Genomic DNA, 26,566 nt, shown 5'->3' on the forward strand with positions numbered 1-26,566 from the left:
TCTCTCCTATACTATCAATTCTGTATTGTTTGCCTGATGTTCCGCTACGAATTCATCGAGCACTGCAACAAGCTGGGATCTCGTTTCAGATTGATTGATCCCTTTCCTTATCCGGCCATTGCCCTTTATATTCTTCATATACCAAGAAGCATGTTTGCGCATCTCCATAAGTGCCACCTTTTCACCTTTAAGGTCGATCAGACGGTCCATATGCAGTTTAAGTACATCCATCTTCTCTTTCAGATCGGGTTCCCCGATGAGTTCACCTGTTTCCAAGTAATGCACCGTGCGGTAGATCATCCACGGGTTACCAAGCGCCTCACGGCCGATCATGACTGCGTCGACCCCTGTTTCATCGAGCATCTTCTGGGCCAGCTCCGGCGACGTGACATCGCCGTTGCCGATGACCGGGATGTCCACCGCCGCCTTGACCTGGCGGATGATTTCCCAATCCGCTTGCCCTTCGTACATCTGCTCGCGGGTACGCCCGTGCATCGTGATCGCAGCGGCGCCTGCTTTTTCGGCCATTCTTGCGTTCTCCACTGCATAAATATGCGCGCTATCCCATCCGATCCTCATTTTGACGGTCACCGGCTTGGAGACATTCTGGACGACAGCATTGACCATGTCATATATCTTCGGGGGATCGAGCAGCCAACGCGCACCTGCTTCGCACCGGATGATTTTAGAAACCGGGCACCCCATATTGATGTCAATGATATCAGCTGAGGTGTTCTCATCCACATATTTTGCCGCCTCAACCAGCGTCTCCTTCTCGCCACCGAATATCTGGAGTGACATTGGATGTTCATTTTCATCGATATACAGCATGCGCTTAGTCTTTTCATTGCCGAACAGAAGAGCCTTATCACTGATCATTTCCGCACAGACAAGGCCAGCCCCGAATTCTTTCACAGTCAATCTGAAGGCCACATTGCACACCCCAGCCATAGGTGCAAGGACGACCCTGTTATTTATCTCGACATCACCGATCTTAAACATTGTGCCCACCTGCTTCAAGCTCTTTCTTCAAGGTGCCGATCGTCTTGCCGAAAGTGGGGTGGACGACATCTGCGGCGATTTCTGAGAGTGGGTTAAGGACAAAGTCACGCTTATGCAGCTCAACGTGCGGAATGGTCAACTCATCCAGTTCAAGCTCCAGATCTTCATAGAGCAGTATGTCGATATCAATTGTCCTGGGCCCCCAGACTTCTTCCCTGACACGCCCCATATCATGTTCGATGATGTGGATCAGTTCCAGAAGCTCAAGTGGTGAGACACGGGTTTTGATCATCAGACACATATTCAAAAAGTCAGGCTGATCCGTCTTTCCGTATGGCAGGGTTTCGATTATCGAAGAACGTTTTACGACTTCCACTTCTGGCTGCTCATCCAGTTTTTGGATGGCCATTTCCAGGTTATCGCTGCGTTTTCCAATATTGCTTCCCAATCCTAAATATACAACCGCCATTAATTTTCCCGCTTTCTATTCAGAGTGATGCTGACGTTTTCGTAGTGCCCTTCAATTGGAGGGTTCACTTTAGTTATCGTCACTTCTACTCCTACTATTTTATCATATCGGTCAAACAAGGTCTGCGACACCTTTCCCGCCAAATATTCTATAAGGTTGACAGGTTCTCCTGCAATCACATCTTCTATCAACTTATAGGCTTCGCCGTAATTGACCGTCAGATTGAGATCATCCGTCGTGGAGGCGGCTGTCAGATCGAGGTGCATGGTGACATCTGTGATGAAGAATTGTCCGAGCTGACGCTCCGCATCAAATACCCCGTGATACGCATATGTTTTAATGCCATTTATCTTAATGTTATCCATCCAGATCCTCCTTGAGCTTCATATAGGAATCGGCAATCTTTCTATTAAGCCGGACATTATGGACGCGCACCGCCCTGACGCCTTTATCAATACCGTAGATTGTCGTTGCGGCAGTGGCTTCGTCACGTTCGGCAGCGGGCAGCGCTTCAGCCATCAATTCTTTGATCATGCGTTTACGGCTTGTGGCCAAAAGCACAGGGTAACCTGTTGCCACCAGCTCCTCTAGGCGCCGCATGACCTCAAGCTCCTCTTCACGCGTCTTCGCAAAGCCGATGCCGGGGTCAAGCCAGATCTTATCCGCCTTGACACCGCGGGATTTGGCCATCTTAATGGAAGTCTCAAGTTCCCCGATCATATCCCGGACTACATCTCCGTACGTTGCATGGGTATTATTGTGCATCAGAAAAATCGGGACATTGTAGTCGCTCACGACATCGAATATCTTTTCATCGTATTGACCCCGCCACTGGTCATTGATCATCGTCGCACCAGCCTCCAGGGCACTTTTGGCGACTTCACTCCTGAATGTATCGACCGCTATATCCACTCCTATTCCGCGGATTGCTTCAATGACAGGAACGACCCTTTCGGTTTCTTCTTCTATACTGATTGCGCTGTGCCCGGGACGGGTCGAGTAGCCCCCGACATCGATGATGTCGGCACCTTCTGAGACCATTTCTTCAGCACGAGCGGCAGCATCCTCCACTGAATTATACCTGCCACCATCACTGAAAGAATCCGGCGTCACATTCAATATGCCCATGATTTGAAGGCGCTCCATACACTCACCCTTTTCCACAATATTAGGTGTAGTATATCACAACTTAAGCATGAAATATATTCCTCCTGAAGGCAAAATAAAATACCATATCCTATGTCGGATATGGTATTTCTTCAATTCCTCTAATCTTCAAAGTTGAATAGTGGGGTGGAAAGGTAACGCTCCCCGTTTGACGGCAATACTGTGATGACCGCCTTGCCTTCGCCAAGCTTCTTCGCCACGTCGAGGCTCGCTTTGATGGCTGCACCTGACGAGATGCCGCCCAATATGCCTTCTTCCGCGGCCAGCCTGCGTGCCCAATCCATCGCCTCATCATTGCCGATCTGCAGCACTTCGTCATAGATTTCTGTATCCAGGGTGCCTGGGACGAAGCCCGCGCCTAGGCCTTGCAGCTTGTGCGGACCAGGCTCACCGCCGCTCAACACTGCGGAATCTTTTGGCTCGACTGCATAGATGCCGATATCCGGATAGTTCTCTTTCAGGACTTTACCGGCACCTGATATCGTGCCTCCCGTCCCGATTCCAGCTACGAATGCGCCGACATCCAGGCCTTCAGCCTGCGCCACAAGTTCACGTCCTGTAGTCTTTTCATGGATCTCTGGATTCGCCATGTTCTCAAACTGCTGCGGCATGAAATAGCCATGCTTACCGGCGAGTTCTTCTGCCTTCTTGATTGCACCCTTCATGCCTTCAGCGCCTGGTGTCAGGATGAGTTCCGCACCATATGCCTTCAGGAGGTTACGGCGTTCCTTACTCATTGTGTCAGGCATGACGAGAACCGTCTTATACCCTTTACTTGCAGCAACCATCGCAAGTCCGATGCCGGTGTTGCCGCTGGTAGGTTCGATGATGGTCGTGTCTCCAGTCAGCACGCCGTCCGCTTCAGCACGCTCGATCATCGACAGCGCAATCCTGTCTTTGACGGAACTGCCCGGATTCATGAATTCGAGTTTGACATAGATGTCCGCCATGCCTTCACCGGTCAGCCGATTGAGCTTTACAAGCGGCGTATTGCCGATCACTTCAGAAATATTATTATACAGTCTGCTCATATAAACACTCCCCTATTCCTACTTATTGACTATGGATAATATACCATTTTATCCGTATTCAATCAATTTTAATGGGTCAGAAGCGCCTGCAGCTCTTCCTTCTCAATCCATACTTTGTTGCGGCAGAAATGGCAATCTGCTTCCGCCCCGCCATCTTCCTGTATCATCGCGATGATCTCTTTCGGATCGAGTGAAGCGATGGCGTTGAGGAAGCGTTCCTTTGAGCAGTTGCATTCAAATTTCACCGGTGATTCGTCAAGCACCCTCCAGTTCTCTGCGCCTATCGCTTCATCTATGATTTCTACAGGGGATAATCCGGCATCAATCAGCTTGGAAACAGGCGTCATCTCTTTTGCACGCTCATCCAAAAAGCGGACGGTTTCATCGCTTGCGCCTGGCATCACCTGGATGATGAAGCCACCGGAGGCCTTGATTGAGTTATCCGGATTGACCAACACACCAAGCGCTACGATGGAAGGCACCTGTTCACTCGTATAGAAGTAATAGGAAAAATCCTCCCCGATCTCTCCGGACACAATTTCCGTCGAACCGGTGAAGTGTTCCTTCAAACCGATATCTTTCGCCACACTTAAATAGCCATCTGTGCCCACTGCACGACTGACATCAAGCTTACCTTTATCATTAAGTGGAAAATGCACTTCAGGATTGCTGAGATAGCCGCGCACGGTTCCTTTGGCATTGCTGTCGACCACTATGGCGCCGACCGGCCCGCCACCTTGCAGCGTCAGTGTGACCTTCTCTTCATTTTTAAGCATTGATCCCATCATCAATCCTGCAGTCATGGAGCGTCCAAGAGCGGCAGCTGCCGTCGGCAATGCCCCGTGTCTGCTTACTGCTTCATTTACCGTTTCTGTAGTATCCACTGAAAAAATACGTATTTCATCATTCATTCCAATTCCTCTGACCAAGTGGTCCATCCAATTTCCTCCTATAAATCACCAAAAGTCGCCCTCAGGCGACTTTGGCATCAATTTCTTCAGTTATTCTGCCATCTAGTTATGTCCACGATCATTTCGATCACCGACAGATGCATCTTGTCCATTGCGATAACCTTTGTCATCGTCTGGCCCATCGTATTGTGAAGTTTCTTCCTGCTCCACCATTTCTTCCTCATCTTCTGACGAGTGGTGCAAGTTCTCCTTCACCTCTTTATAAGATGAACCTGGTTTTTCTTCTTTATCTTCCTGATCTTCGTCATAGACACGAACAGGGAGCTCACCATGATAGAAGAGTCCTTCAATCTGTTCACGGTCGAGCGTCTCTTCAGTAAGGAGCGTCTCCGCGATCAGGTTGAGCTGTTCCTGGTGTTCCGTCAATATCTGACGGCAGCGCTCGTACTGTGTCTTGACGATACGCTGCATTTCCTGGTCGATTTCATACGCGATATCATCAGAGTAGTTCGGATCTGACTGCATATCTTTACCAAGGAATACTTGGCCGTTCGAATCTCCAAATTGAAGCGGTCCGAGCTTTTCACTCATACCATACTCCGTAACCATGCTGCGCGCAATGCCTGTGGATCTCTGGAAGTCGTTATGGGCACCTGTGGATACTTCACCGAATGAGATTTCTTCGGATACGCGGCCACCGAGCAGCCCTACAATCTTATCCTCAAGTTCAGGTTTGGTCATGAAGTAGCGATCTTCCTTAGGAAGCATCACTGCATAACCACCAGCCTGGCCACGCGGTACAATCGTCACTTTGTGCACCATATCGGCGTCGTCAAGCACCATGCCGATGACGGTGTGACCCGCTTCATGATAGGCGACTATATTGCGTTCCTTCTCGGAGATGACGCGGCTCTTCTTGGCAGGTCCGGCGATGACGCGGTCTGTCGCTTCATCGATGTCCCGCATATCAATTTTGCGTTTATCGGATCTTGCCGCCACGAGAGCTGCCTCGTTCAGAAGGTTCTCAAGGTCTGCGCCGGAGAATCCAGGCGTTCTGGCTGCGATTGCACCGAGGTCGACGGATTCATCGAGCGGCTTGTTTTTGGCATGTACTTTCAGTACTGCTTCACGGCCTTTGACATCTGGACGGCCAACCGGAATCTGTCTGTCGAAACGGCCTGGACGAAGTAGTGCAGGGTCCAGGATATCCGGTCTGTTCGTTGCAGCAATCAGGATGATGCCTTCGTTTTCACCGAAGCCATCCATTTCGACCAACAGCTGGTTCAATGTCTGTTCACGCTCATCGTGTCCACCACCGACGCCGGCACCACGCTGGCGTCCAACAGCATCAATCTCATCTATGAAGATGATGCATGGGGAGTTCTTTTTGGCGTTCTCGAACAGGTCACGTACACGGGAGGCACCTACACCGACGAACATCTCGACGAAGTCGGAACCACTGATGGAGAAGAACGGTACACCCGCTTCCCCTGCTACAGCTCTTGCGATCAATGTCTTACCGGTACCTGGTGGTCCAACCAGCAGCACCCCTTTAGGGATACGTGCACCGATACGGTCAAAGCGGCGTGGATCTTTCAAGAAGTCGACGACTTCCACAAGTTCAGCCTTTTCTTCATCTGCCCCTGCGACGTCATCAAAATGGACTTTCTTCTTGCTTTCGTCATAGAGCTTCGCTTTACTCTTGCCGAAATTCATCACACGGCCACCGCCGCCACCGCCGCCACCTTGTGCCTTACTCATCAGGAACAGGAAGAGGAAGAGGATAAGCAATAGCGGAATGAAAGTGAGCAGCATGCTTGTCCAAGGACTCTGCTCTTCGGCAGGTTCAATGGTAAAGTCCAAGCTTTCTTGCGCTTTTGCACTTTCCAGTATCTGATCGAGGTCCGACGTGCTGTTATATGGAATGACCGAAGTGAAAGACTCCTGCTCATTCTGATCTGCCAGACGCCCCTCGACGAGATATACGTTCTGCTCGGGCTGGAGCGTGAGCGATTCTATGTTGCCTGCATCCAGCTCCTCGAGGAATTCTCCATATTGAAGCTCTTCTTCAAGAGCTGAATCACCATTAAAACTTTGAAATATACCAAACATTATAACTGATAAAATCAATATCAGCACGATGTTACGGCCTATATTCTTAGGCATTCGTAAACCTCCATTTCTAATACAACTAAAAGGAATAGTACCATAATTTCATAGCAATATTCCACTTTTTTGATTTATTTTACCGACTTGTATAATTCCGGTTTCAAAAGACCGATATAAGGCAGGTTGCGGTACTTCTCATCGAAATCAAGTCCGTATCCCACAACGAAGCCGTCCGGAATTTCAGTGCCCACATATTTGACATCCACTTCAAGTTTCCTGTTTACCGGCTTATCAAGCAGGGTCACAATCTCAAGTGATGCTGCGTTGCGGTATTCGATCAGATCGACTATGGAGTTCAACGTCGTCCCCGTCTCAATGATGTCTTCAACCACCAGTATATGGCGCCCATCCACAGAGGTCGATAGATCCTTCAATATCTTGACTTCCCCTGAAGATTCAGTTCCCACATAGCTCGAGACATCCATGAAATCAATTTCGAGATGCGTGTCTATGTACTTGACCAAATCACCCATGAACATAATCGAACCTTTCAGCAGTCCGACCAGTATCGGGGTTTTTCCTTCATAATCTTCAGTAATCTTCTTACCGAGCCGTCTTGCTATATCCTGTATTTCTTCTTCAGATAATACAATTTCGCTAATATCATTTCTTAGGCTCATCAGTAAACTCCTTCTCAATAAGTAATCGACTATCTTTTTCCTTGTCATCCATTATATTATAAATTTCACCCAGTGCAATGATTTGATCATCCTGATCCAGGATGACCGGCATCTCCTCCCTGTCGTCAGCAGGGACCTTCTTATCGATGAAGATGCGGGATAGTTTTTTTGTGCCTGTGCCCGGCACGCGCATCCGATCCCCTGGCTGCCTCGTCCTGACGGTAAGTGGATAATGCTCTGGGTGGAGGGTGGCGGTGATCCTGTAGCCATTGAACATGTATGTGCCACCATAATCGATCACCAGGGTATCTTCGGTATACACTTCCCCGGATGCAACCATCACTTTTTCATATGCAATGACCAGACGTACATCCCCGATATCGAACGAAGCGTTCGATAGATCTGATGCCACGATTCCAATAATCTCTTCGGCATGGCGCCTTCTTACGGTAGCGCCGTACCGCTTCAACCATTTCACCAGAATATAGAACTTTAGAATGGCGCGCTGGCCATTGAAGCTGGAACGATTAAGGCCCTGCTCCTGCCCTGTAAGGAAATCCTCTGCCATTTCCGAAAGCATGGCGTCGATTGCCCCCATGTCTTCCTTGATCTGGAGAAGATGACTCACATCAAGATGATTGCTCGCTTTGATCGGCGGTATGATATTGTGCCGGATGTAATTCCTTGTATAGTCGCTGGCACTGTTTGTTTCATCTTCGAAGAATGTAATGGCGTGCTCGGTGCAATAGGCTTCAATCGTTCTGCGGGAAACGCCGATCATCGGCCGGACGATTTCATATGAATCTGACCTCCTGATATCCGGAATCCCCATCGCACCCGGGAGATGACGCCCGGACAGCAGACTGTGCAGCACCGTTTCATACTGATCATCAAGATGATGTGCAGTAGCCAGTACCCCGGCGCCATGCTTTTTCATCATTCTGTCGAAGAAACGGTAACGTTCGGCCCTGGCCACCTCTTGATTGAATGATGCTTCCGGGATATCCAGAGTGACCATTTCAAATTGATGGCCATCGCGCATAGCCATATCACCGATATACTCTGCCTCGTACAACGATGCCTCACGCTGTCCGTGGTTGACATGAAAAAGCACGAGCTTCTCCTGCCTGTCTGCATAGCGTGTATGCAGCAGGTGATAGAGCACCATCGAATCGACTCCACCCGATATGGCAAGCCCCACCGTTTCATCCTGATGCCAGGGTATGAAGAGTTCCATAGCCTCATCCTTCTCAAAATAAAATAAGACGATTACAGGAATCGTCTGATTATATATTTATCTTTTGCCGCCTCGGCGTGACTCCGTCTGCTTCTTGATTGTCGAGAGGCGATCTTCGCTGTCTTTCATGAAGCTTGAGAGCTTCTTCTCGAAATCCTCAGGAGATGATTCCTTGCGCGGCTTGGGTTTAGGTTTCTGTTCTTTTGCCTTTTTGATGGACAGGCTGATTTTACCGTCGTCACCAACGGATAGGACTTTCACTTCTATTTCTTCGCCCACACTAAGGTGTTCGTTGATATCTTCCACATACTGATCTGCAACCTCACTGATATGCACAAGTCCTGTCTTGCCTCCCGGTAATTGTACGAACGCACCGAAATTCTTGATACCTGTGACCTTACCTTTTACTTTACTGCCCACTTCAACTGACATCTTGATATATGATCCTCCCAATTAGCATTTAATCTCCTACCATCATACCATTAAATAGAAAAATAATCATTACAATATGCAATGATTATTCTTCATGTTCTTTATTTTCTTTTGGCTCTTCTTTTGTTCCATTCTGTTCTTTGACATCAGGGAGATTGAATATGATTTCCCCTTCTTCCGATAGGGAAAACTCACTCCTTGCGATGCGCGCTATATAATCATCATCATTCAATTGCTTGATCTGCTGTTCCAGATCTTTGGATTCTTCAATGCGCTCTTCCAAGACCACCTGGGCCTGGACCCGCTCCTCGTGGAGCAGTTGATTCTCGTTTTTCTGATTGAAGGCGATAAGAAGCATCACGCCAACGACAAGAAGCAGCAGACTGCCGATGACCATCGTACGTTTTTTGACGACGCGGTCCTCCGCCCGTTCCACTTTCTTCTCTTTCTCGCGCCTTTTTGTGTAATTGTTGATTACTTTAACAACTTTACTCACGGCAACACACCCTTAATTTGTCCGTTCTCTATCTTTAAAATACACCATAAGGGCGCCGTTTGCTAGAGAAAATCAGAATCTCTTTCAATTTTCTGTTCTTTTATTATTTCATACATACGCTCGGCATCTTCTTTCTTTGCATGAGCACCGAGCTCCATGACCTTCAAAGTTACAATTTTACGACCGAATTCAATTTCGACGATGTCGCCGACGGATAGAACAGTACCCGCTTTTGCCGCCCGGTCATTCACTTTCACCCTGCCGTCATCACTGATTTCCTTGGCCAACGTACGGCGCTTGATGACTCTGGCCACTTTCAGGAATTTATCAAGTCTCATTTTTGTATCCTCCTTCCTTCAGGATCTCGTCCAGAGCTTTACCTTCATGGATCGTTTCCTTCATCCAGCCCAAGACAATTTCCCCGTATGCTTTCTCGTGCTTGATCTTTTCGCGCTTGCCTTCCTTCTGCTTTGCACGAGCCCAGACACGGTCGAGGTCTTCACGGGTCTCCACAATTTCTTCACCGAAGACATGAGGGTGCCGTCTGATGATCTTTGCCGTCAGGCTCTCCAGCACATCATAGAAATCGAAGAAGCCATCTTTCTTACCGATTGCGCTATGCAGGGCCACCTGAAGCAGGATATCACCAAATTCTTCGACGATGGCTTCATCATCCTCGTTTTCAATGGCTTCTATCACTTCATATGTTTCCTCTATAAGGTGCCGTTCGAGCGATTCGTGCGTCTGTTCCTTATCCCATGGACATCCATCTTCCCCGACGAGCACATCGAAAACTTCGACCATATAGTCGATATCACGCATGTCGAGACGTTCGTCATCCACTTTCGGGATATACAGACACAACAGGTTACCGGCTATGCCGCCATGGTCTATTTCGTGGAGTGCTGCGTCATATATCTTTTGCTCGGGACTGCCTGCTGCATCTACAACCCGGACTGCTGTATCGGCCGGATAATATTCCAGCAGGGAGAGTTTAGCTTCCCCAAGGCTATGCTGATCATACACTTGTGTGACCAAGGTGTGCTGACGATGGTTCAAGTCCTTTGTGGTGATGTTCATGCCATCTATGACTTGGAAGCCTTCATTCACAGGTATTTCAAGTGCCGTGACAACTGCATCGATGAAGCTCTGCCCGCCGGTTATCTTCAACTCGACTTCGTTAGCCGCAGCATGTTGCATAAGCAGTTCAGTAGTCGTTTCATAAAAGAGCGGATGTCCCGGGACTGCGTACAATACATCAGCCTCCGTCGCCGCTTCAAGCAGCGCATCCACTATATGCCGGTACGTCCCCTCAAAGGATTCATGCTGTTCATATACCCCATCAAAATCCAACAGCACCATGCCCTCTTCTTCCAGTGCCTGCACTGCCGGATGGTCTTTAGTGCGCAGATGGATCTTTTCCGCCTGCGTCAGTCGCTGCCAGATGCCAAGCGGCATCTGGGCAAGGTCCGAACTGCCCAGACCGATCACTTCTATTCTTTTCATAGGACTTCCTCCATTCTGCTTTCCTGTATCACTTCAAGGATCTTGACCAGTTGGGCGACATCCCGACTTTGGATGGTAATCTTCATTTCACCGTTCTGCACAGAAACCTTCATGATGCGCCCGAATTCCTGGGTATCCATGAACAGTTTCTGCCCATCAATCTGTTCTGTCGATTTCTTCGAGACATACAGATAGAAGTGACGTTTGTCTTCCTTCACCTGATAGATGCCGAACATGAGGGCGTAGACTTTAATCCGCACCAGTTGCAGGAGCCGCTCTACCTCTACTGGATATTCACCGAATCGATCGAGCAGTTCATCCTCGATATCACGGATTATCTCTATCGATTCTGCACGCCTCAGACGTTTATATATATCTATTTTCGATTGTTCATGCGGAATGTAGGTCGCTGGAATATAGGCATCCAACGTGACATCGATTGGGATGTTCACCGGTTCTGATTCAGGCTCCATCCCCTGCTTTTCTTTGACTGCCGTCTCCAGCATCTCAGAGTAGAGCTCATAGCCCACCGAGTCTATGAACCCGGACTGGTGTTTACCCAACAGATTTCCAGCACCCCGTATATTCAGATCTCGCATAGCAATTTTGAAGCCGCTGCCGAGTTCTGTATATTCTTTGATTGCCTCCAACCGTTTTTCGGCCACTTCCGTCAGAACCTTATCCGGTTGATGGAAGAGATAGGCATAGCTGATCCTGTTGCTTCGTCCAACACGGCCACGTAGCTGGTAGAGCTGGCTTAGGCCGAAACGATCTGCGTCTTCGATGATCAATGTGTTGGCATTCGGCACATCGACGCCCGTTTCGATGATCGTCGTCGTCACCAGGACATCATATTCGCCGTTGACGAAGGCGAACATGGTCTCTTCTATCTCCTTCTCATTCATCTTGGCGTGCATGACGCCGACTTCGGCATCGGGTACGAGTGCTTCCACATGTGCCTTCTTCTGATAGATTGTATCGACCCTGTTATACAGGTAGAATACTTGGCCGTTCCTGGCCACTTCCCGTTCTATCGCCTCCCGGACGAAGTCCGCCTGGTATTCGAGGACATACGTCTGGACGGGGAAGCGGTTCTCCGGAGGTGTTTCGATGACCGACAGATCCCTGACACCAGACAGACTCATATGCAGCGTACGGGGGATCGGAGTAGCCGTCAGCGTCAATACATCCACATTCGTCTTCAATTGCTTGATCTTTTCCTTGTGCTTTACCCCAAAACGCTGCTCCTCATCTACGACAAGCAGGCCAAGGTCTTTGAATTGGACATCTTTCGACAAAATCTTATGTGTGCCCACCACAATATCGACGGTGCCTTCTTTGAGTCCTTCCCTTGTCTTTTTCAGCTGCGCCGGCGTCCTGAAGCGGCTCATCATTGCCACGTTCACCGGAAAGTCCTCTATACGCTCGATCAGGCTTTCGAAATGCTGCGCTGCAAGGATGGTGGTCGGGACCAGAAAAGCCACCTGCTTGCCATCCTGGACGGCTTTAAAGGCGGCCCGGATCGCAACTTCCGTCTTGCCGTATCCTACATCCCCGCAGAGCAGACGGTCCATCGGCTGCTCTGCCTCCATGTCTTTTTTGATTTCATTGACTGAAGCATACTGGTCGGGCGTCGGTTCATATGGGAAGCGTTCTTCAAAAGACATCTGCATATCATTGTCCTCGGCAAACGCGTACCCTTTCGCCTGGCTGCGTTCCTGGTAGAGCTTGATCAGCTCATCCGCTATCTCGTTGACATTGGCCTCGACCCTGGCTTTCGTCTTCTTCCACTCCGTACCGCCGAGCTTGTGCATTCTAGGTTGGCCATCGTCACTCGCCACGTATTTTTGGACAAGATCCATCTGATCGACCGGAATGTACAGCTGGTCGGTCCCTTTATACTGGAGTTTCATATAGTCGTTATGGATGCCGGATACTTCCATCGTTTCAATGCCAAGGTAACGGCCTACACCATGGTGGAGGTGAACGACGTAATCGCCTACATTCAACTCCTGATAGGATTTGATCTTTTCGGCGTTGGAGAGCTTCTTTTGGCGCTTCTTCTTTCGGCTGGTCTTGTTGTACAGTTCCTTTGAGCCGAGTACCGCCACCTTCATGAACGGCAATATGAAGCCTTTAGGGAGTGCCCCTTCCGTAAGGACGATCCCGGAGTCCACGGGGATCTCCCGGATATAGCTCGGTATCTTCAAGTCTTCAAGAAGTTGACGTGTCTTCATGATCTCATCTTCATCACGGAGCACGATGTTTATCATATAGTCATCCTGGAGCATGCGGTTCAAATTGGACGCCAGAATATCATACTGGCCGTAATAGATTTCAGTCGGACGCACCGAAATCTTCACTATATGTCCGATGTCGACGGGCATGCTTTTAGTGAAGAGCGTAAAGTAGGTCGCACCTTTTATCGACAGCATGCGTTCATACTGGCCTTCAAGGAAGTTCCCACCACCTTTGAACATCCGCCCTGCGGCAACCATCGACTCATAATAGCTGCTTACCGATGTGAATTCCGCCTCGTACGCTGAAGCCATATTCTTCACTTCGTCGACGATTACACGGTGGTCCTCTGTAATATAGTCGATGATGGATATCGGCCGTTCAAACAACAGATGGCTGTACTGGACCAGATGATTGAACGTCTGATCCGGATGCGTGACGGTATCATAATATTCATCAAGTGCTTCTTTCCCTGCCTGGTCGAGCTGTTCGCGTGTCTCCTGGTACAGCTTTTCGATCCTTTCGAGTAGCTGCTCCCGCTCTTGCCGCTCGATGATATGCTCTGCATGGGGCTCCATCGTGATTGCATCGATATTTTCGATGGAGCGCTGCGTTTCAGGATCTATGGATCGGAGTGAATCAACTTCATCGTCGAAGAACTCGATCCGTACAAGTCGCTCTGACATATAGACGTCTATGATGTCTCCGCGCACCGCAAATTCACCAAAATGGACTGCCTGATTCATCCTCCTGTACCCGAGGCTTACAAGATCTTCTATGAACTGGTCATAATCGATTACACTGCCAAGCTTGATGGTCTTCTCATAGCTTAGGAGCTTATCCTTCGGCATGACCGGCTTGAGAAGCCCGTGTACAGGCACGACGAATAAGCCCGGTTCATTGTGGGCCAGAGCAAATAGGCTGCTCATGCGCGACTTCATGAATTCAGGGCTTTGTTTGGCATGGTTTTCCACCATGATATCGCCGACCGGGAACGTATGGACATTATCCATCATGTCCATCAAGGGGTTGGCCAGTTTTTCCATCTGATGGTTATTCTGAACGAATATTACAATCGGACGCTTTTCAGCTTGCGCGAGTTCGTACAACAGGGCAGGTTTAAAGTCATCGTTGATGCCCGTCACCATCATGTTGAGGGCATCCCGATGATTCGCCACTTCCAAGAAGCGTTCATCTTCCTGGATGCGCCGGGATATATTCTTATTCATCTACATCACCATTATATTCTGTCATGATTTCCTGGAAGGGATCTGTAACAAATGCAGCTGAAGCTGCTCCAGACCGCTGAATGACTTTATCGAGCAGTTTGTGCTCAGCCTTCGGAAATTTGTCCAATACGTAATTCGGGATCGAGGAGCCGGGAGCCGGCCTGTCAATGCCAATCCTGATCCTGTTGTACTTTTCGGTACCAAGATGTTGGTTCAGCGATTTTATGCCATTATGGCCTCCACCACTCCCTTTTTGCCTCAGGCGTAATCTGCCGACAGGAAGGTCCAGATCATCATACAGCACCAAGATATCCTCCGTCTCAATATTATAATAGTCAAGGAGGGGTCTGACACCTTCACCGCTTAGGTTCATGAAAGTTTGAGGCTTTACCAGCATCACTTTCTGACCTTTATGATAACCCACACCAAAGTGGCACTTAAACTTTTTGTTCGACAGTTCTATACCAAGGTCATCCGACAGGTGATCGATGACCATAAACCCAATATTGTGACGCGTACCATCATATTTCTTTCCGGGGTTTCCAAGACCGATGACACATTTCATATACTCACCTCATACAACGTGAAAAAAGGCGATGGGAAATCCACCGCCATGTTCATTCACATTATTATTCTTCGTCTTTCTCTTCTTCAGCAGCTTCTGTTTCTTCACCTTCAGCAGCTTCTTCGTCCTCTTCAGGTTCCTCTTCTTTTTGAGGAGGTACCACTGTGACAAGCGCTTCATCATCTTCATTTTCGATGGTGAAGTTGCCTTTTTCACGGATATCTGAAACGTAGAGTGTATCTCCGATTTCCATTTCCTCGACATTGACTTCGATGGATTCTGGAATGTTGTCCGGAGTTGCTGTTACAGAAACTTCGAATATCGGCTGCTCAACGATGCCGCCTTCTTTAGTTCCAGCTGCTTCACCCACTACTTCAATGGTTACTTCAACCGTCACTTCAGACTTCATGTTGATTGCGATGAAGTCGATGTGCGTGATCTGGTTCTTCAAGGAATCGAACTGATACTCAGTAACCATCACTTTAGTTGTATTTCCGTCGATATCAAGGTCGATGACACCGTTACGTCCAACTTCGCGTATTACTTTGATGAATTCGTTCTCGTCTACTGCAACAGCAGTATTTTCCACTTGATAGCCATAGATGACCGCCGGGATTTGTCCCGTTCTGCGCAGTTCAGTAACTTCTGAACGCTTCGCTTTGCCTTCTCTATGCTTTGAGGCCAATTTTGCCATGGTATATTTCCACCTTTCATTTACAGACAGTTGTTTTAGCATTGCCTAATTTAACACATAGCCATGGATAATAATAGCATATTACCATGGTGTTTGTAAAAAATCTTGTGATATTCAGTTAATTGTCGAACAGGATACTTACAGATTCCTCTTCATAGACACGTACAATTGCCTGAGCCATCAACTCGCCGACTGATAGTTCGACAATCTTGCTGCTCTTTTTCTCTTCAGGCATTTGAATGGAGTTGGTGACTACAAGTTCCTTGATGACAGACTCTTCGATCCTCGAAATGGCCGGGCCTGACAATACAGGGTGTGTACAGCATGCATAGACTTCCTTGGCGCCTTTATCGAGTAACGCCTGAGCTGCCAATTTCATCGTGCCGCCTGTATCGATGATGTCATCAATGATGATTGCCGTCCGGCCTTCGATTTCCCCGACGATGTTCATCACTTCTGCAACATTCGGTTTCGGCCGCCTTTTGTCGATGATGGCAATCGGTGTCTTCAGACGATCCGCCATCTTACGGGCGCGGGTCACACCGCCGTGGTCCGGGGAAACTACGACTACTTCCTCAAAGTCCAGACCCTTATGCTCTACGAAGTAATCACTGAGGATCGGAACGCCCATGAGGTGGTCTATCGGGATATCGAAGAAACCTTGCAGTTGCGGGGCGTGCAGATCGAGTGAAATGACGCGGTCCGCTCCAGCTGTTTCTATCAAGTTTGCAACAAGCTTCGCCGTAATCGGTTCGCGGGATCTGCTCTTTCTATCCTGACGGGCATAACCATAGTAGGGCATTACAATATTTATCGTTGCTGCAGAGGCGCGCTTCAATGCATCAATCATAATAAGCAATTCCATCAGATGTTCGTTGACCGGCTGGCTTGTCGGCTGTACTACGAAGACGTCGCAGCCGCGGACACTCTCTTCTATATTGATTTGGACTTCCTCATCCGAAAACCTGTTGACCTGGCATTTGCCGAGGGGAATGCCGATGTGGTCTGCAATTTCTTTTGCAAGTGGTTCGTTGGCCTTCAGGGAGAAGAGACGCAGATTCGAGTTTTTGTATTGATTGCTAGAAGCTAACATGTTGATCCTCCAATTAATTGTCTTTTTTTAAGTATCCTTCTTTTGTCGTCTGTCTGTTACGCGCAATGGCCAAGCTATCTTCCGGCACTTCGTCTGTAATCGTCGATCCTGCGGCTATGAAGGAGCGGTCCCCGATCTTCACCGGTGCCATCAGATTGGAGTTGCACCCGATGAAGGCATCCGCGCCGATTTCAGTCTTGAATTTATTTTTGCCGTCATAGTTCACTGTAATTGTACCACAACCGATGTTCGACCTCGCACCAATTTCAGCATCTCCTATATAACTGAGATGCGACACTTTCGCCTCATCCGCAAGCTGTGATTTTTTCACTTCGACAAAATTGCCGATCTTGACTGATTTGCCGAGTTCAGAGCCTGGCCGCAGTTGGGCGAATGGACCGACAGTTGTGCCTTTGCCGACTTTAGAACCAAGCACAACCGAATGCTTGACCTCCACCTCATCGTCGATGAACGAATCTTTGATTTCAGAGCCTGAAGAAATGACTACATTTTCTCCAACTCTGGTCCGCCCTCTGAGCACTGCTCCAGGATATATGATGGTATCAGGACCGATTTGCACCTCTGCGTCTATATAAGTGGCGTTCGGATCTATCAAGGTGACACCATTTTGCATATGCTGCGTATTTATCCGCTCGCGTAACACCTCTTCCGCCTTCGCCAACGCCATCTTGTCGTTGATGCCGAGCACCTCTTCGAAATCGGGTGTGAGATATGCTTCCACACGGGCACCCCTGTCGCGCATTATCGCTATGGCATCCGGCAGATAGTACTCATTTTGTGCATTATCATTATCCACTTTCTCCAATGCTTCAAACAGTAGTCTATTATCAAAAATGAAGGTTCCTGAGCTTACTTCCTTGATTTCCTGCTCGGCGGGATTTGCGTCCTTCTGCTCCACAATCCTTCTGACCGACCCATTCTCTTTCCTTATGATTCTGCCATAACCATAAGGTATTTGGGTCCTTGTTGATAAAATCGTCGCCTTTGCGCCTGACTCCAGATGATATTTCATGAATGTCTGCATTGTCGTCTCGCTGATCAACGGCGTATCTCCGCATATGACCATCGTCTGTCCGTCGGTACCGCCAAGTGCTTCTTGCAACTGCTGTACTGCATGTGCAGTTCCAAGCTGTTCTTTTTGGATCGTAGTCTTGATGTCGTCATCAAGACGATCCCGCACAACTTGCGCTTCATGCCCCAGCACAGCGTGGATCTCTTCTATCCCTGCTTTTCTCAAGTTGTCGATGACGTGCTGGATCATAGGGACTCCGCCCACTTCATGCAGCACTTTAGATTTCTCTGATTTCATCCGTGTACCTTTTCCGGCTGCCAAGATTATCGCTCTCGTCTGCATAATGTCCCCCCATTTTATAGCTACATTCAATTATATTTTAGTAACCTTCCAGTTTCAAGGTTTAACCGTCATCATTCCCATACTTTCGGAACCTAAAAAACCCACAAAGCGGGTACTTTGCGGGTTCAGGCTATTCTTCTTCTTTTATCTGGGCCTGTCCGGCCTCGTCAGAATCTGTTTCGCGTCGGATCGTCTCCTGTTCAGAAGGGTCCACGATTGTCTCCGACGTTTCATCGGATGCTTCCCCTGCGGGTTCAGGATCTTCCGTTTCCTCATATACCCGCATCACTTCTTCCTGCACATGCTGCCGCATTTCAGAATTGATCGGATGGGCGATATCACGGAACTCTCCATCCGGTGTACGTTTGCTCGGCATCGCGACGAAGAGTCCGTTGTTCCCTTCTATGACTCTGAGGTCATGGATTACAAAAGCACCCTCAAAAGTGATTGATACAAGTGCTTTCATCCGAGTGTCCTGGTTGTTTACTTTACGCAGTCTTACGTCTGTTATCTTCATTATCCGCTTCCCCCAATAATAATTATTGTTGGATCGTATGTGTACTGCTTCAGTCAACCATATTGTTAAATCACATCAGATGCAATGACTTCTATTTCCACTTTGACATCCTTCGGTAAACGACTGACCTCTACACATGATCTTGCTGGTAGTTTACCCGTAAAATAACGTCCGTAAACTTCATTGATCTGTGGGAAGTCATTCATGTCATTGATGAAGATCGTCGTCTTGACCACGTTTTCATAACCGAGGCCTGCAGCTTCGAGGACATGGCCGACATTGTCCATGACTTGCTTAGTCTGGGCCTGTACTTCCTCGGAAATCACCTCGCCCTCCAAATTGAGCGGAATCTGTCCCGATGAATAGAACATGTTGCCTACCTTGACGCCGTGGCTATAGGGACCGAGTGCTTCCGGTGCTTTTTTTGCATTAATTGGTTCCATATATTTCAAAACTCCTTTTATTGTTATGACTGATGTTCCTCAGTATCATTTTCAATATACTCCAGACAATTGCCTTCTTCCACTACAAAGGATTGGTTGAATTCATCAATCTCCGATACTTTGAGCAATGATGTATAATCGTTGAATCTCCGGTTCTCCACCTGCTTGGCTTCAACCAGGACACTTACACCGACGACTTGGGCCGAAAATTCCTCCATAAGATTGATGACGCCTGTAATAGACCCGCCTGCCCTCAAGAAATCATCGACTACAAGGACTTTCGCTCCTTCCTTCAAAGTCCGCTTCGATAAGACCATCGTTTCTATTTTACGAGTCGATCCCGATACATAGTTGACGGAAACAGTGGATCCTTCAGTCACTTTGTTGTCTTTGCGTATGACCGCGACCGATACATTAAGTTCCCTTGCCACAGCGTTTGCCAGTGATATCCCTTTTGTGGCGACGGTGACGACGGCATCGATGGACGCCCCTCCATACATCGTGGCGATCAATTTTCCGATGTCGGACATCATATGGGGATCCCCCATTATATCCGACATGTAAAGGTAGCCTCCAGGCAGTAGCCGATCTTTAGTTTTAAGCACTTCCATGAACCGCTCAACGATCTCCACTGAGCGTACATGATCGATCTTTGGACGGAATGTCACGCCTCCGCCAGCTCCTGCGGTAGTTTGAACCAGTCCGATACCCTCTGTTTCAAAGACATCTTTGACTATTTTAATATCTTCACTGATGGAAGATTTAGCCTGACTGAACTTATCGACAAAGTAGGTCAGTGGGATCAACTGGTTCGGATGTGAAGTGAGATGCTGGGTCATGAAGACCAGCCGTTCACTGCGTTTGAATTTCATACACTGACTCCTAAACCGTATTTAATATAGTGATTTTAACATAAAAGTTCGGTTTTTAGCAATCATCCCAACAATCTGACTTTATATACTTCATTACAGCATCCTTTGATCGCATTATAGAGATGGATCGCCTGCCGTTCTTTCTGGACCAGGCCGAAGACCGTGGGGCCGCTACCACTCATCATGGCGCCTTCAGCACCGTTGCGCAGCATCGTATCTATAAGCTTATTGACCTCGGGGTAATTCTTTACAGTCACTTCTTGCAGATCATTTTTCATCAGGCGCATCATCTTTTCGTGATCCCCTGCACGGAGCGCTTCTGCCATAGCCGTTGAAACCGCCGCATTTTTCCCCGGCTCCAATGCCTGGTAGATTGTTTTAGTCGACACTTTCATATTTGGCTTCGCGAGCACGACCCAACCCTTCGGAGGCTTCGGCAGGCGTTCCACCTGCTCGCCCCTGCCTGTTGCCAATGCAGTCCCCCCGTATACACAAAATGGAATATCAGACCCGAGTCGACTGGCTAGATGGGCCAGGGTATCGATGTCTATGCCGAGTCCAAAGAGTGCGTTGATGCCCCTAAGCGTTGCCGCAGCATCTGCAGAACCACCGGCAAGTCCGGCAGCGATGGGAATATTTTTATCGATAGTTATCGTAACGCCCGCTTCAATCCCATATTCCCGGAACATCAGTTCAGCAGCCTGATAGGCCAGATTCCTCCGATCCAGGGGAACATGCCGATGTTCCGTATGGATTACGATCTTCCGGTCATTGCGCTTCTCGAACGAGAGCTGATCATTCAGATCGACTGTCGTCATGACCATGTTCACTTCGTGGTAGCCGTCTTTTCTTTTGTACAACGTATCCAGAGTCAAGTTGATTTTGGCGGGTGCCGTTTCAAAATGCATAATTTCACTTCCATCATACGGTCATTTTTTTATCAGTTTATCATAAAAAGCATATATAAAATATGACTTTATGATATATGAAGCCACAACACGCCGCTTCGCAGACAAAAAGGTTGCACTAATACGAATTTGAGATATTATTATAAACGGTAGTTACTTTTTAATAGTCTACTGCGTAAATTGATAATATTTTATGATGGAGGCAATTGCAATGGTTAAAATAGGTATCGTAACTGGTAGTACACGCCCTGCTCGAGTCAATCTCCAGGTGGCAGAATGGGTCAAGGATTTTGCAGAAAAAATGGATTTGGAAGCTGAATTTGAGATTGTGGATATAAAAGAATATGATTTTCCGATGTTCAATGAGGATCTGCCGCCGGCAATGGCTAACAAATCCTACTCTAAAGATACAGTTAATGCATGGTCAAAAAAGATTGATGAGTTGGATGGCTTCATATTCATCACTCCTGAATACAATAAAAGCATCACTTCATCACTCAAGAATGCCATTGACTACATCGGTCCTGAGTGGGGGCATAAAGCCGCCGGCATCATCGGTTATGGTTCGACGCTTGGCGTAGCAGCTTCTCTGTCGCTGCGCCAAATACTCGGCAACCTTAATGTTGCGACCGTAACACCTTTTGGAGCATTCAGCCTATTCACCGACTTTGAAGATATGAAGACATTCAAACCGAACCCTATCCATAATGCTACGGTGGAGAACGTCATCACTACAACGGTAAACTGGTCGAAAGGCCTGAAGACAATCAGATAAAATAAAAATAACGGACAGCCATCGGCTGTCCGTTATTTTTATTATCATGCATAAAGCTGCCATCAAAGATAGCAACTGCGTTCAGTTACTGGATTACAAATGCTTCTTTTTCTTCGTTATAGAATGTCACTTCAACATTGGATGTCAATACATCTGTATATGTATATGACACTGTTTCAAAGCTGTGCTCCTCCTGGTCTAATTCCACGACGAATACAGAAGGGTACGTTTCTCTAAGAACACCTCGTCGCTCAATCAATTTCTTGCGCCCTCCATTTGCACGGAGTAAAACTGGGTTACCCAATTGACAATCAAGAATTTTTTTGATGTCGATCAAAGTTTTTGGCATTTGGCCCACCTCACTAAAACCATTATAGCAAGTTTACATGAATTTGTCAAAATTTCATGGTAATTGCGACAGTTTTATGCTTTAGGTGCCAATTTCAATTCAGTAAACGATTCCAAAGCTTCATATATGCGTGCAAAATCCTCGATCGCCAGGCTCTCCCCCCGCCTTTTCGGATCGACATCTGCCTGTGTCAGCATAGCCTCAATTCTGGCCTTATTCTCTTTTCCTTCTTCAAACAGCATCGAATAATTGTTCAGTATCGTCTTTCTCCTCTGCGCAAATGCACCCCGCGTCAGCGCAAAGAATAATTCTTCGTCTTCAACCGCAACTTTGGGCTTCGTCCGCGCAACCATTTCCACAATGATGGAATCGACATTAGGAGGCGGCATGAAGACTGCCTTAGGTACATTACGGATGATTCTGGCTTCTGTGAAATAATCGATGGCGATCGATAATGAGCCATACGCCTTACTGTTCGGACGTGCGCTGATGCGTTCCCCCACTTCTTTCTGCATCATGACATAATAGCGCGAAATCGGTAGATTCCACTCAAGGAAGTGCATCAGTATCGGTGTCGTAATATAGTACGGCAAGTTTGCCACTACAATGACCTCTTCACATCCGTCGAATTCTGTTTTGATGACGGCTTCGATATCTGCCTTCAATATATCTTCATTGATGACTTTTACATTGGGATAAGGCGATAGCGTATCGTCAAGCACCGGAATCAGCCGCTGGTCTATCTCGAAGGCTACTACTTTCTGCGCCCTTTTCGCCAGTTGCTCAGTCAATGATCCGATGCCAGGCCCCACTTCGATGACGCCCGTCTTATCTGAAATGCCAGCCTTATCGAGTACTTCCCTGATTACATTCAAATCCACAAGGAAGTTCTGGCCCAGGCTCTTCTTGAATTTAAAACCATGGTCAGCCAGTATCTGCTTCGTTCTTCCCGCCGTTGCGATATCTTTCATCTTATTCCCCTTCAATTGCTTTTAATATATCTTCGATCTGTTCATGCTGAATGCCATACCGGTTTAATTTCTTCCTCAGCTGTCCGGCATTTGCATAGCCGATATTCAATTCTTCACACAGACGAGTGCGCTTTACAGCGGCTTCCTGACTGCCGGATAGCCCCCAGCCCACCATGTCACTGATGGTGATGTGGGGGGTATAATCAGAAACACTCGTGTAGACCTTTGATAGGCTCTCGATGATGCTTTCTTTTGAAGCATGTTCGATGCCTATGCTGCCATTTCTGCCTCTTGCCTTAGTCCTCGAGACAAACGCTTCTTTTATGTCAGGGAAGCGTTCAAGAATGGTATTTCTGATCTTCTGGCCCGGATAATCGGGATCTGTAAAGATGATGGCCCCTCTTGTATTCAGCGCCACTTCTATTTCCTTCAGCACAACCTCATCTATGGCCGACCCTTTTGTTTCGATCGTTTCACAGGAAACAGCTTCATTCAACCGTCTCGTATCATCCTTGCCTTCCACGATGATGACTTCCTTTATGACTGGTTTCTCCATGTCTGCACCTCTTTTCATAATATCATATTTGCACTGCAAAAAATAAAATCACCGCCGGGCGGTGATTTTATCTATATGCCAAAAAGACGTTCGGCATTAAGTGTAGTCTGCTTAGCCAGTTCTTCATAGGAGATCTCCCTGAGATCTGCAATCTTCTCCGCGACCAATTTGACGTGTGCAGGCTCATTACGCTTGCCACGGTATGGATGCGGTGCAAGATAAGGTGCATCCGTTTCGACCAATAGACGATCCAACGGGACATGCTTCGCAATCTCTTTAGGCTCCTGTGCATTCTTAAAGGTCACAGGTCCGCCTAAGGATACATAAAAGTTCATATCAATGACTTCATCTGCCACTTCCGGTGATGCGCTGAAAGCATGCATAATGCCTCCGATTTCGTGCGCCCCTTCAGATTTGAGGATCTCCACACAATCTTCTGTGGCTTCGCGGTTATGGATGATAATCGGCAGATCGACTCGTTTTGCGAGTGCGATCTGTTTTTTGAATACTTCCTTTTGGACGTCATGGGGTGATTTGTCCCAATGGTAATCAAGACCGGTCTCGCCGATGCCGACTATCTTCTCATGTTCGGATAATTTTTCAATCCATGCCAGATCTGCTTCAGTACAATCGATCGCGTCGACTGGATGCCAGCCTATTACGCCATAGACATTATCGTATCGCTCAACCAACTCCATGGTCCGTTCAATCGTCTTGCGGTCGAAACCCACCACCACCATCTTTTCGATGCCAGCAGATTCTGCCCGCTCCAACACTTCTTCCAGATCATCATCATATTGGTCGGCGTTCAGATGAACGTGTGTATCTATAAGCATAAATAACCCTCCTGTCTACTTGACTATGCTGCCGTTCTCAATGCCACTCGGTACAGAGATCAATGTAAGATGATTGCCTTTTTCTGCTGTCAGGATCATTCCCTCGGAAAGTTCTCCCCTGAGCTTAACCGGTTTGAGGTTTGTAACGACGAGCACTTTCTTGCCGATGATCTCCTCAGGCTCATAAGATTCCCTTATGCCAGAAATAATCTGACGCTTCTCTTCTCCAAGGTCCACTTGGATCTTAAGAAGTTTATCCGCTTTTTTGACCCCTTCGGCGTTGATGACTGTAGCGACTTTCATTTCTACTTTGTCAAAATCATCTATCGTAATTTCAGTCGCTTCTGACGCCGGCTCTTCCGGCTCCTTCGGCGTCATCAATCCTTTAATATGCGCCACTTCTTCTTCTACATCCAATCGCGGATAGATTGGCTTTGGCTTCTCAACCATTCTGCCTGCAGTTTTTATGCTGCCGTAATCCATGATCGAATCGAAAGTCTGCTGCTCCGGATCCGTTATGTTCATCTGCCTGAAGATTTCTTCCGGACCATGCGTCAGGTAAGGTTTCAACAGGATGGCGATGATGCGTATGTTCTCTGCAAGGTGGATCATGACATTGCCGAGCGCATCCCTTTCAGAGTCGTCCTTCGCAAGTATCCAAGGTGCCGTTTCATCAATATACTTGTTCGTGCGGCTGATGATGGTCCAGACTGCCCTGAGTGACTTGTTGAACTCCATATCCTCCATGCCCTCTTCATAGAGCTTGACGTTGTCGTATACTGTCTGTTCAAGGTTTTCGTCCAGCGCGCCACCATGACCGCCATATGCCGGCAATTCACCATCAAAGTATTTGTTGATCATGGAGATGGTGCGGTTGACCAGATTTCCGAGATCATTGGCTAGATCGTAATTGGTGCGGTTGACGAATGCTTCAGGTGTAAATACGCCATCTGAACCGAATGGAACTTCACGCATCAAGTAGTACCGTAGCGCATCAAGCCCGTAGCGCTCAACTACCATTTCGGGATAAATGACGTTTCCTTTGGACTTGGACATTTTGCCATCCTTCATCACAAGCCAACCATGCCCTACAATTTTTTTGGGCAGAGGCAGATCCAGGGCCATGAGCATGATCGGCCAGTAGATTGCGTGGAATCTTACGATTTCCTTACCAATCATATGGACGTCTGCAGGCCAATACCTTTCAAACATTCCTTCGTCATCAGAAGCATAGCCTAAAGCAGTGATATAGTTGCACAGCGCGTCAATCCATACATAAACGACATGCTCGGGGTTCGATTTTACTGGGATGCCCCAGTCGAATGTCGTACGGGAAACCGCAAGATCCCCGAGCCCCGGGCGGATGAAGTTATTCAGCATTTCATTTCTGCGTGCTTCAGGCTGGATGAATTCCGGATGATCTTCATAATATTTCTCAAGACGGGCTGCGTATTTGCTCATCTTGAAGAAGTAGCTTTCTTCTTTGATAAGTTCCACTTCATGACCACTCGGCGCAACGCCACCGATCATGTTGCCGGCTTCATCCTTATATACTTCCTCCAGTTGTGTTTCTGTAAAGAATTCCTCATCTTGAACGGAATACCACCCTTCGTATTCCCCCAGATAGATGTCACCCTGTTGGTACAGCTTGTCGAATATTTTCTGGATGGCTATCTTATGGCCTGCATCCGTCGTGCGGATGAACTGATCGTGGGTGATTTCAAGAAGGGACCAGAGCGCTTTCATACTATCTGCCATATCGTCTACATATTTCTGCGGCGAGATACCCATTTCATCGGCTTTCTGTTCAATTTTTTGGCCATGTTCATCAGCACCTGTAAGATAATAGACATCGTAGCCGCGCATGCGTTTATATCTCGCAGTGACATCACATGCAATTGTTGTATAGGCATTACCAATATGTAATTTACCGCTTGGGTAATATATCGGCGTCGTGATATAGTAAGTTGGTTTTTCCATGCTCTTCCTCCTATTTGTTCATTCTTTAAATATAACTAATTTAAGGATTCTTTTCAATGAAATGGATACTTTATATTGGCTTACACAACGGCGATATGCTATAATCATCAAGAATTAGACAAAAA

General features: G+C 47.6%; 28 protein-coding genes. 1 reads left to right on the forward strand and 27 read right to left on the reverse strand.

Annotated elements, in window-relative coordinates:
- Positions 1 to 6: 6 nt before the first annotated feature.
- From dusB to ispE, 22 genes are all read right to left on the reverse strand, one after another.
- Complete coding sequence (gene dusB, locus ACZ43I_RS11405; RefSeq protein ID WP_344703683.1) at positions 7 to 1,002, reverse strand: tRNA dihydrouridine synthase DusB; 996 nt, start codon at positions 1,000 to 1,002, stop codon at positions 7 to 9.
- Positions 995 to 1,471: a 2-amino-4-hydroxy-6-hydroxymethyldihydropteridine diphosphokinase gene (gene folK, locus ACZ43I_RS11410; RefSeq protein WP_344703685.1), complete on the reverse strand. Its 477-nt coding sequence runs from the start codon at positions 1,469 to 1,471 to the stop codon at positions 995 to 997. Before folK ends, dusB begins: the two co-directional genes overlap by 8 nt.
- Complete coding sequence (folB, locus tag ACZ43I_RS11415) at positions 1,471 to 1,836, reverse strand: dihydroneopterin aldolase (protein ID WP_344703687.1); 366 nt, start codon at positions 1,834 to 1,836, stop codon at positions 1,471 to 1,473. The genes folK and folB overlap by 1 nt, the downstream gene beginning before the upstream one ends.
- Positions 1,829 to 2,617, reverse strand: a complete 789-nt coding sequence (gene folP, locus ACZ43I_RS11420; RefSeq protein ID WP_344703689.1) for a dihydropteroate synthase — start codon at positions 2,615 to 2,617, stop codon at positions 1,829 to 1,831. Before folP ends, folB begins: the two co-directional genes overlap by 8 nt.
- A 122-nt stretch (positions 2,618 to 2,739) precedes the next feature.
- Entirely contained in the window at positions 2,740 to 3,669 is a 930-nt protein-coding gene (gene cysK / locus ACZ43I_RS11425) for a cysteine synthase A (RefSeq protein WP_344703691.1), read from the reverse strand.
- 68 nt (positions 3,670 to 3,737) lie between these two features.
- Complete coding sequence (gene hslO, locus ACZ43I_RS11430) at positions 3,738 to 4,607, reverse strand: Hsp33 family molecular chaperone HslO (RefSeq protein ID WP_344703693.1); 870 nt, start codon at positions 4,605 to 4,607, stop codon at positions 3,738 to 3,740.
- Positions 4,608 to 4,682: 75 nt separating this feature from the next.
- Positions 4,683 to 6,746 carry an ATP-dependent zinc metalloprotease FtsH gene (ftsH, locus tag ACZ43I_RS11435; protein WP_344703694.1) on the reverse strand — a complete coding sequence of 688 codons (2,064 nt, stop codon included), beginning with the start codon at positions 6,744 to 6,746 and terminating at the stop codon, positions 4,683 to 4,685.
- 74 nt (positions 6,747 to 6,820) lie between these two features.
- A complete protein-coding gene (gene hpt / locus ACZ43I_RS11440; protein ID WP_344703696.1) occupies positions 6,821 to 7,369 on the reverse strand; it encodes a hypoxanthine phosphoribosyltransferase in 549 nt (182 codons plus the stop codon).
- Positions 7,353 to 8,606 (reverse strand): tRNA lysidine(34) synthetase TilS, encoded by a 1,254-nt coding sequence (tilS, locus tag ACZ43I_RS11445; RefSeq protein ID WP_344703698.1) that lies wholly within the window; start codon positions 8,604 to 8,606, stop codon positions 7,353 to 7,355. The genes hpt and tilS overlap by 17 nt, the downstream gene beginning before the upstream one ends.
- A gap of 57 nt (positions 8,607 to 8,663) precedes the next feature.
- Entirely contained in the window at positions 8,664 to 9,038 is a 375-nt protein-coding gene (locus ACZ43I_RS11450; RefSeq protein WP_344703700.1) for a S1 domain-containing RNA-binding protein, read from the reverse strand.
- Between the two features lie 85 nt (positions 9,039 to 9,123).
- Positions 9,124 to 9,534, reverse strand: coding sequence for an FtsB family cell division protein (locus ACZ43I_RS11455; RefSeq protein ID WP_344703702.1), 411 nt, complete (start codon positions 9,532 to 9,534; stop codon positions 9,124 to 9,126).
- A 62-nt stretch (positions 9,535 to 9,596) separates the two neighbouring features.
- Positions 9,597 to 9,872, reverse strand: a complete 276-nt coding sequence (locus tag ACZ43I_RS11460) for an RNA-binding S4 domain-containing protein (RefSeq protein ID WP_344703704.1) — start codon at positions 9,870 to 9,872, stop codon at positions 9,597 to 9,599.
- Positions 9,862 to 11,040 carry a MazG nucleotide pyrophosphohydrolase domain-containing protein gene (locus ACZ43I_RS11465; RefSeq protein WP_344703706.1) on the reverse strand — a complete coding sequence of 393 codons (1,179 nt, stop codon included), beginning with the start codon at positions 11,038 to 11,040 and terminating at the stop codon, positions 9,862 to 9,864. Before ACZ43I_RS11465 ends, ACZ43I_RS11460 begins: the two co-directional genes overlap by 11 nt.
- Entirely contained in the window at positions 11,037 to 14,507 is a 3,471-nt protein-coding gene (gene mfd, locus ACZ43I_RS11470; RefSeq protein WP_344703708.1) for a transcription-repair coupling factor, read from the reverse strand. Before mfd ends, ACZ43I_RS11465 begins: the two co-directional genes overlap by 4 nt.
- Positions 14,500 to 15,072: an aminoacyl-tRNA hydrolase gene (gene pth / locus ACZ43I_RS11475; RefSeq protein ID WP_344703710.1), complete on the reverse strand. Its 573-nt coding sequence runs from the start codon at positions 15,070 to 15,072 to the stop codon at positions 14,500 to 14,502. The genes mfd and pth overlap by 8 nt, the downstream gene beginning before the upstream one ends.
- Before the next feature lie 64 nt (positions 15,073 to 15,136).
- Positions 15,137 to 15,766 carry a 50S ribosomal protein L25/general stress protein Ctc gene (locus ACZ43I_RS11480; protein WP_344703712.1) on the reverse strand — a complete coding sequence of 210 codons (630 nt, stop codon included), beginning with the start codon at positions 15,764 to 15,766 and terminating at the stop codon, positions 15,137 to 15,139.
- Between the two features lie 118 nt (positions 15,767 to 15,884).
- A complete protein-coding gene (locus ACZ43I_RS11485; RefSeq protein WP_344703714.1) occupies positions 15,885 to 16,859 on the reverse strand; it encodes a ribose-phosphate diphosphokinase in 975 nt (324 codons plus the stop codon).
- Between the two features lie 13 nt (positions 16,860 to 16,872).
- A complete protein-coding gene (gene glmU / locus ACZ43I_RS11490; protein ID WP_344703716.1) occupies positions 16,873 to 18,234 on the reverse strand; it encodes a bifunctional UDP-N-acetylglucosamine diphosphorylase/glucosamine-1-phosphate N-acetyltransferase GlmU in 1,362 nt (453 codons plus the stop codon).
- A 130-nt stretch (positions 18,235 to 18,364) separates the two neighbouring features.
- Positions 18,365 to 18,751, reverse strand: coding sequence for a septation regulator SpoVG (gene spoVG / locus ACZ43I_RS11495; protein WP_344703718.1), 387 nt, complete (start codon positions 18,749 to 18,751; stop codon positions 18,365 to 18,367).
- A gap of 65 nt (positions 18,752 to 18,816) precedes the next feature.
- Positions 18,817 to 19,194 (reverse strand): RidA family protein, encoded by a 378-nt coding sequence (locus ACZ43I_RS11500; RefSeq protein ID WP_344703720.1) that lies wholly within the window; start codon positions 19,192 to 19,194, stop codon positions 18,817 to 18,819.
- A 23-nt stretch (positions 19,195 to 19,217) separates the two neighbouring features.
- The gene (purR, locus tag ACZ43I_RS11505) at positions 19,218 to 20,066 is read right to left on the reverse strand and encodes a pur operon repressor (protein ID WP_344703722.1); all 849 of its coding nucleotides are present in this window, start codon (positions 20,064 to 20,066) and stop codon (positions 19,218 to 19,220) included.
- Positions 20,067 to 20,128: 62 nt separating this feature from the next.
- Positions 20,129 to 20,974, reverse strand: coding sequence for a 4-(cytidine 5'-diphospho)-2-C-methyl-D-erythritol kinase (gene ispE / locus ACZ43I_RS11510; RefSeq protein ID WP_344703724.1), 846 nt, complete (start codon positions 20,972 to 20,974; stop codon positions 20,129 to 20,131).
- Between the two features lie 211 nt (positions 20,975 to 21,185).
- Between ispE and ACZ43I_RS11515 the strand changes: the two genes are divergently transcribed.
- Positions 21,186 to 21,749, forward strand: coding sequence for an NADPH-dependent FMN reductase (locus ACZ43I_RS11515; RefSeq protein WP_344703726.1), 564 nt, complete (start codon positions 21,186 to 21,188; stop codon positions 21,747 to 21,749).
- Between the two features lie 85 nt (positions 21,750 to 21,834).
- Here ACZ43I_RS11515 and ACZ43I_RS11520 read toward each other — a convergent pair whose 3' ends face one another.
- From ACZ43I_RS11520 to metG, 5 genes are all read right to left on the reverse strand, one after another.
- On the reverse strand, positions 21,835 to 22,098 hold the full coding sequence (locus ACZ43I_RS11520) for a Veg family protein (RefSeq protein WP_344703728.1): 264 nt from the start codon (positions 22,096 to 22,098) through the stop codon (positions 21,835 to 21,837).
- A 74-nt stretch (positions 22,099 to 22,172) separates the two neighbouring features.
- A complete protein-coding gene (rsmA, locus tag ACZ43I_RS11525) occupies positions 22,173 to 23,069 on the reverse strand; it encodes a 16S rRNA (adenine(1518)-N(6)/adenine(1519)-N(6))-dimethyltransferase RsmA (protein WP_344703730.1) in 897 nt (298 codons plus the stop codon).
- A gap of 1 nt (position 23,070) precedes the next feature.
- Positions 23,071 to 23,625, reverse strand: coding sequence for a ribonuclease M5 (rnmV, locus tag ACZ43I_RS11530; RefSeq protein ID WP_344703732.1), 555 nt, complete (start codon positions 23,623 to 23,625; stop codon positions 23,071 to 23,073).
- A gap of 71 nt (positions 23,626 to 23,696) precedes the next feature.
- Positions 23,697 to 24,461, reverse strand: a complete 765-nt coding sequence (locus ACZ43I_RS11535; RefSeq protein WP_344703734.1) for a TatD family hydrolase — start codon at positions 24,459 to 24,461, stop codon at positions 23,697 to 23,699.
- Positions 24,462 to 24,476: 15 nt separating this feature from the next.
- The gene (metG, locus tag ACZ43I_RS11540) at positions 24,477 to 26,441 is read right to left on the reverse strand and encodes a methionine--tRNA ligase (protein ID WP_344703736.1); all 1,965 of its coding nucleotides are present in this window, start codon (positions 26,439 to 26,441) and stop codon (positions 24,477 to 24,479) included.
- Positions 26,442 to 26,566: the final 125 nt, after the last annotated feature.

The sequence above is a fragment of the Salinicoccus jeotgali genome, assembly GCF_055379195.1.